This is a genomic window from Aeromonas sp. R5-1 (assembly GCF_040908265.1).
In the GTDB taxonomy this organism is placed as follows: domain Bacteria; phylum Pseudomonadota; class Gammaproteobacteria; order Enterobacterales; family Aeromonadaceae; genus Aeromonas; species Aeromonas caviae.
In genome coordinates this window covers 125282-131779 of the sequence record NZ_JBFODJ010000125.1, presented here as the reverse complement: position 1 = coordinate 131779, position 6498 = coordinate 125282, and the positions used below count along the sequence as shown (strand labels likewise).

The window sequence follows — 6498 nt, the reverse complement described above, 5'->3', positions numbered from 1 at the left end:
TAATGCCGATCAGTTAAGGATCCATTGACCGATCCTCAGGCTGTGTAAGAATCCGAAACTCCTTGTTGGGTTTCGGATTTTTTTATGCGTATCGACCAAGCTCTCGACTTCATTCACGCCTGTCCTCCCGGAAAGTTTGAGTCCCTGTCTGACCTGCTGTCACCTGAACTGGTGCAGGCTTGCTTGGCCGAGACGGGCTCCGTCTCCTTGCGCCGACGGCGCATGCCCATGGAGCGGGTGCTATGGGCCATTATCGGGATGTCCTTGTTTCGTCATGTCCCTATGGCCCAGCTGGCCAACCAGCTCGATATCCTGTTACCCGGCGACCGGCCGTTTGTCGTCCCCAGCGCCTTCATCCAGGCGCGCCAAAAACTGGCTGACCAAGCCGTTCGACAGGTGTTCCAGCAGACCGCCACACTCTGGCATCAGCAGTGTCAGCACCCCACCTGGGCCGGCTTGCAGCTGCTGGCCGTGGACGGGGTGGTCTGGCGCACGCCCGATACTCCGGACAATGCCGGCGCCTTTGCCAAGTCGAAAACCGTCCAGGGGGAGACGCAATATCCCCAGGTCCGCATGTTGTGTCAGATGGAGCTGACCAGTCATCTGCTGACCCAGACAGTGATGGACTCCTGTGCGGTAAACGAGATGGTGTTGGCAGAGCAACTGATTGAAAAAACACCCGATAATAGCCTGACCCTGTTCGATAAGGGCTTCTACTCACTGGGGTTACTCCATGCCTGGCAACGCCAGGGCGTAGCGCGTCACTGGCTTATTCCGCTGAAAAAGGGGGCTCAATACGAGGTCATCCGCAAGCTGGGGCGGCAGGATGTGCTGGTACGCCTCAGTGCCAGTCCGCAGGCCAAGAAGAAGTGGAGCGAGTTGCCGGAGCAGTTCGAAGCCCGGCTGCTGACCCGGACGGTAAACGGCAAGGAGCGGCAGGTGCTGACCTCGCTCACCGACCCGCTGCGCTTCCCGGCCAGCGAGTTGATGGAGCTATACCAGAATCGCTGGGAAATCGAGCTGGGCTATCGGGAGATGAAACATAGCCTGCAACAGCACCGGCTGACGCTGCGCAGCAAGAAACCCGATGGAGTAAGGCAGGAGCTATGGGGCTTGGTATTGGCCTATAACCTACTGAGATATCAGATGGTTAGGATGGCGGCGAGCTTAAAGGGCTATACGGCCAGCCAGTTGAGCTTTCACATGGCATCGGTGTATCTGCTGCATGAACTCAGTTGCCTGCCGTTTGTGTCACCGGGCATGGTTCCAGGGCGTGTCGCTGAGTTGGACAAACAGGCAGAGCAGTTCAAGTTACCCGCCCGCCGAGAACGAAGTTACCCAAGGTGCATCAAAGCCAAACCACAGAAGTATGCGACGAGAAAACCTAGTAAAAACAATGCCAGTCAGGCTTAACTGACTGGCATTAGGGCCAGAGGCCCGGTTTTCGGTCACGTCAGATGCCTGATTACATGATGGTGAACGGCATGATGATGTGGAACTTGACGTCATGCTCGGAGCTGAACATGTTCGGGTAGTACCAGCTACCCTTGTCGTCCTGTTCGTTGTTGTAGTCGGTGTAGTGCAGCTTGAACAGGGTGCCCTTCAGCTTGCCGTCCTGCACTGTGTACATGACGTCGAAGTTGGCTGCCCACTCTTTGCCACCTTCCAGGGACTTGTCGCCGTTGTTGGCATCCCAGCCGTAGGCACCGGAGACACCCACGCCCCAGCCCGGTGCACCCACCAGATCATCCAGGGAACGAGTCACGCCGAAGAACAGGGCCTTCTCGTCGTTGTGGTTCCAGTCGGAGCGGGAATCCCACCAGATTTCGTTCGCGCCCTGGGAGTTGCCGTAGCCGCGGGTCAGACGGGGCAGGTAGTTGCCCAGATCCCCTTCAGCCTTGGTCCACAGGCCTTCCAGACGGAAGCCATAGGGGCCGGCTGCCCAGCTGGCGGTCAGGGCTTGTTGCCAGGCCAGGCCGTCATAGTCGCTGTTCTCGGTGTCGGAACCGTAGAACTGGTAGCTGGTGTTCAGGCCACCCAGTACGTCGAACTTGTGGGCCAGCTTGAAGTGGTAGCTGTCCATGTAGCCTTCGGACTGACCGAAGCCGGCGGTGACGGCAGTGCCGTTCTCGAAGGTGTAGCGAGCGGCCAGACCGTGGATGTAGTCGATCTTGTTCGCATCGGTGAAGGGATCGCTGGCATAGGGGCTGCTCTTGGAGAAGCCTGTGGTGTTCTTGAACCAGGGAGCCTTGTACTCGTCGGCGATGGCATAGGTCAGGTAGAGGCCGCCGAAGGTGCCTTCGATCTGGCCACCACGGTAGGTACCGGGTTGATAGGACCAGTTGACGCCGAGGATGCCGGGTACATAGAGCTGGGTGTAACCACCCTTGGCGGTGACCGCGTCACCGAACTTGAATTTCAGGGCGGCGTTGGAGAGGCTGAAGCCGTTCTCGGGAACGCCGTCACCACCTGAACCCCACTTGTCGCCCCAGAAGGAGAACTCGTTCTCTTCGTTGACGCCATTGCTCTCGTCAACGGCCAGATCGTAGGCACCGAAGCCGCCCACGTCGACGCCGACCACACCCCATGCATAGCCGGAGTTGAAGTTCAGGGCTGCCTGGGTAGTGGCATGGCTCAGGTTGGAGTGGTATTTGCCATCCTGACCCGGACCGGCCTGGACGCGATCACGCTCACGCTGGAAGTAGAACAGGCCACCGGTGAGCTTGCCTTCGTCGATGAAGGCGCTGTAGGACTTGCCGTATTCCGGGCTCATCATGTCTTGAGCGGCGAACGCCATGCCAGGTGCGACCAGTGCCGCGACCACGGCAGCACTCAACGCGGCGCGCTTGAAGATCACTTTTTCCATTTGTTATTGCTCCTGATTTTATGGACTTAGCTTTTTTATCCGGCAGCCGGGTAGGCACCCGCCGCTCGGTATTGGCATTGCAATCAACACCCCGAAGGGCAAAAAAATGGTTCTCTGTCGTGCCCTTGTGCCTGATGCCTTGGCGCATCGGTCGGGGCTATCTGCATCGTTACAGTCGTTATTTTTTGGCTGTCGATCCTTGGCGATCTGACATCACCAAGAGTACGTTCGCGGTGCGAAATATCAATGTAAAGTTCCCGGCAAGTTTCAAAAATATGACCGAGTGCAAATAATCATGATTCTTGGTGTGGGCACTCCCAGGCCACTTATGTCGGCAATGACAGCGCTTTCATGGTGATTTCACCGTTCTCCTGCGCAGATCTTGCCGTCAAGGCAGAACTTTCTTTGTTAACCCGGTGGCAACATATAATTTTGTATCACAAAAAAAGATGGGCCCGGCCGGATGTCCACTGTCGTGAGCGTGAGCCGTCCCCCCCCGACAGACAGGGGGACCAGGGATGTGAAAGGGCTGAGGGAGCCTGTGACTGAATGGATGAGGCAATCCGTCATCGCCCGTGAAGACGTGACGGGAGCATCAAGAGAAGGGTTGCGGCAAGGCCGTACTGCGGGCAGGTAGACAGGGAACGCGCCCCGGGTCTGGTGCGAACCAGACCCGGGGGTTATCAGGCCTGGCTCAGGATCCGGGGGATCTGCTGGGCCTGGTGGTGTATGTGCTCCGAGACCTGTACCGAGAGGCGGCTGCCCTGGCGGGCGTGCTGGCTGATGCGACCGATGAGGGCGGCGAAGCTCGCCAGCCTGTGCTCCTGGCTCTTGGCATTGTCGGCGCCCTGCAGGGCGATGACGGCGGTGCTGCGCGCCATCTCCCGCACCGTCAGGGTGGTCTGGCGCAGCTGCTCCGCCTGCTGGCGCTGCTCGGCGGCCTCTGCGGTGATGCGGGCCAGCACGGTGGCGAGCTGATCCCCCGCCTGGGTGAGGCTGGCCAGGATCTCGGTGATCTGGCCGAGGGAGCGCTGGGTGTCGGCGGAGAGGTGGCGCACCTCGTCGGCTACCACCGCGAAGCCGCGTCCCTGCTCCCCGGCCCTGGCCGCCTCGATGGCGGCGTTGAGGGCCAGCAGGTTGGTCTGCTGGGAGATATGGCCGATGACGTCGACGATGGCAGTCACGTCCTCCACCGAGCGGGTCAGCTGGGCCAGGGCGCCGCTGCTCTCGTCGATGGCGAGCCCGGTCTGGGCGGTAGCCGTCAGCATGCCCCCGACCAGCCGCTCGCTCTGGCTCATGGAGTGTTCATTGTGCTGGGCGTGCTGGGCGATTTCGGCGGCGACCTGGTGCACCTCGCTGGCGAGCTGGTTGAGCTCCTGCATCATGGTGTCGCTCTCATCCACCGCCTGCTCCGTGGTGCGGGTGCTGTGATGGATCTCCTGCACCTGCTCCACCATCTCCTGCAGGCTGGAAGAGACGCTGGAGAGCTGCCCCGCCTTCTGCTGCTGATCCTGTTGCAGGCGCTGTATCAGGCGGTTGTAGCTCGCGACGATGTCCGCCAGTTCGTTGCGCTCGCGCCCCGGGGTCAGGAGCTGGGCCTGACCCGTGGCGTCGAGCTGCAGGAAGGCTGCCCGCAGTTGCAGCAGGGGCCTGACCAGCCAGCGACGCTGCACCAGGGCGAACAGCAGGGCCACCACGACCAGGCAGAGCGCCAGCACGCCGAGCACGGTGGCCAGCTCCCGGTTCATGGTCTGACGGGCGGCGGCGAGTTGTTCACCCAATTGCTCCCCCGCTTGCAGCAGCTGGGTGATGTCCTGCTGCACCATCTGACGAGCGGCCTGCTGCTGTTGCAGCGCCTTGCGGCTGTTTTCCAGCTCCTGGGGATAGCGCTTGAGCAGGGAGGTCAGCTCGGCTTTGGGCTGATCCCCGAGCTCCTTGCGTATCGGCTCTCCCAGGGTGAATTCGTCGGCCGGTGCCTCCTCGAAAAGTGCCAGGCTCGGCAGGGCGGCCAGGGAGTCGGCCTGCTTTTGCAGGGCAGCCAGCTCGAATTGCAGCCCTTCGAGACGCTTGGCACTCGCCTGCTCCATGTAGTTCTGGCGCTGGTGGGCGAGGGAGGGGAGGGCGGTCAGGATGTCGGCCGCCCCCTGGCGATACTGCTCGGCAAGGGCCGGATCCCGCCCGGCGGCTGCTCCCTGCTGGCCGTAACGGAGCAAGGCTTTGGCCTGGGTGGTCAACTCGTTCTCGGCATTTTGCAGCAACCACTGGCTGTTGCCGGAGAGCTTGCCCGCCGCCAGATAGTCGCCGTCAATGCGGGTTTTCATCTGCTCAAGCCGGGCGTTTAGCGGCTGGGTCTGGGGATCCTCCAGGCGGGACAACAGCGCCAGCGCCTGCTGGCGCACTCCCTGTGCCTGGGCCAGCAGCAGGGGATCCCCGCTGCCGAGATAGTCGCGAAGCGCCCCCTGCAACGGACCGCTCAGTTGCTGTTGCAGGCGCTCCTGCAGACGCTGGGCCTGGGCCGAGTGGTTGAATTGTTGCCAGCCATGATAGAGCGCGGTGGCCTGGACACCGGCCACCAGCAGCAAGACGAGGGAAGAGAGGGAGGCAAAATGGGCAATTTTCACATCAGATTCCTGCTTGAATCACGCAATGGGCGCGAGCTTAATCAGGTCTGATGGCGTTTTTATGACAGTGGCCGTGCCAGCTCCCGTTGACCTGGGCTTTTCACCAGCAGGCCGAGCAGGGCGCCGCCCATGATGAGCCCCCCCGCCAGCAGATGGCGCGGGGTGAGCGCCTCGCCGTTGAGCCAGACCAGCAGCAGGGTGCTCAGCAAGGGGGTGAGGTAGGCGAGCGCGCCGATGCGGCGCGGATCCCCGTCCCGCAGCGCCAGATACCAGGTGACGAAGGCCGCCCCCATGGGGCCGAGGGCGAGCCCGGCGATAAGCAGCCAGTCCCCCTGGGGGATCCGGGCGAATGGCAAGGGGCCTTCCAGCATCCATGCCAGCAGCAGGGCCAGGAGCCCTGCGGGCAGGCAGGCGGCGGCCGTGACCACGGCGGGAGCGGGAGGCAGGCGGCGGGAGAGCACGGAATAGGCGCCCCAGACGATGGCGGCGCCGAGGGCCAGCAGGTAGCCGGGCAGATGGGCCTGTTGCAACTGCAGGTGACCATCGACCATCACCAGCACCGATCCCGCGAGACCCAGGGCCCCGGCCAGCAGATGGTGCAGGCTCAGGGGATGACCCGGCAGCAGCAAGGGGGTGAACAGGATGATGCACAGCGGCCACAGGTAGTTGATGAGGTTTGCCTCCAGCACGGGGGCGTGGCGAAAGCTTGTGAACAGCAGCAGGTGATAGAGCAGCAGGGCGGTGATGGTCACCAGCCAGGTGAGGGGGCTGGCGCGCCACTGGCGCCAGAATGGCAGAGTGCCCGCCCCGCAGAACAGCAGCACCAGCCCCACCAGCACCAGCGGCGAGACGCTGGTGATCCGGGAGGTGAGCGCGGCGAGGGAGGCCCACAGCAAGATGGTGAGCAGGGCAAAACCGGTGGACTTGTCCCACCAGGAAGACGCAGGCATCCAACACTCCTTTGCAAGATGAATGAACGAAAAAGAGGGCCAGTCTAGCAGACTGGCCCTC

The 6498-nt window shown here is 62.1% G+C and carries 4 protein-coding genes; 1 reads left to right on the top strand and 3 read right to left on the bottom strand.

What is annotated here, in order from left to right; translation table 11 throughout:
• Positions 1-84: 84 nt before the first annotated feature.
• Positions 85-1413 carry an IS4 family transposase gene (locus AB5Y64_RS17445; RefSeq protein ID WP_053288733.1) on the top strand — a complete coding sequence of 443 codons (1329 nt, stop codon included), beginning with the start codon at positions 85-87 and terminating at the stop codon, positions 1411-1413.
• A 52-nt stretch (positions 1414-1465) separates the two neighbouring features.
• Here the strand turns inward: AB5Y64_RS17445 and AB5Y64_RS17440 are convergent, their stop codons facing one another.
• The 3 genes from AB5Y64_RS17440 to AB5Y64_RS17430 all read right to left on the bottom strand — a co-directional run bounded on the left by AB5Y64_RS17440 (position 1466) and on the right by AB5Y64_RS17430 (position 6437).
• Positions 1466-2866: an OprD family outer membrane porin gene (locus AB5Y64_RS17440; RefSeq protein WP_010673291.1), complete on the bottom strand. Its 1401-nt coding sequence runs from the start codon at positions 2864-2866 to the stop codon at positions 1466-1468.
• 683 nt (positions 2867-3549) lie between these two features.
• Entirely contained in the window at positions 3550-5487 is a 1938-nt protein-coding gene (locus tag AB5Y64_RS17435) for a methyl-accepting chemotaxis protein (RefSeq protein ID WP_279956130.1), read from the bottom strand.
• Between the two features lie 59 nt (positions 5488-5546).
• The gene (locus AB5Y64_RS17430; RefSeq protein WP_042878204.1) at positions 5547-6437 is read right to left on the bottom strand and encodes a DMT family transporter; all 891 of its coding nucleotides are present in this window, start codon (positions 6435-6437) and stop codon (positions 5547-5549) included.
• Positions 6438-6498: the final 61 nt, after the last annotated feature.

Bases quoted from the DNA above. Each gene is read 5' to 3' on its own strand.
- AB5Y64_RS17445 (WP_053288733.1), top strand. From the start codon at position 85: ATGCGTATCGACCAAGCTCTCGACTTCATTCACGCCTGTCCTCCCGGA.
- AB5Y64_RS17440 (WP_010673291.1), bottom strand. From the start codon at position 2,866: ATGGAAAAAGTGATCTTCAAGCGCGCCGCGTTGAGTGCTGCCGTGGTC.
- AB5Y64_RS17430 (WP_042878204.1), bottom strand. From the start codon at position 6,437: ATGCCTGCGTCTTCCTGGTGGGACAAGTCCACCGGTTTTGCCCTGCTC.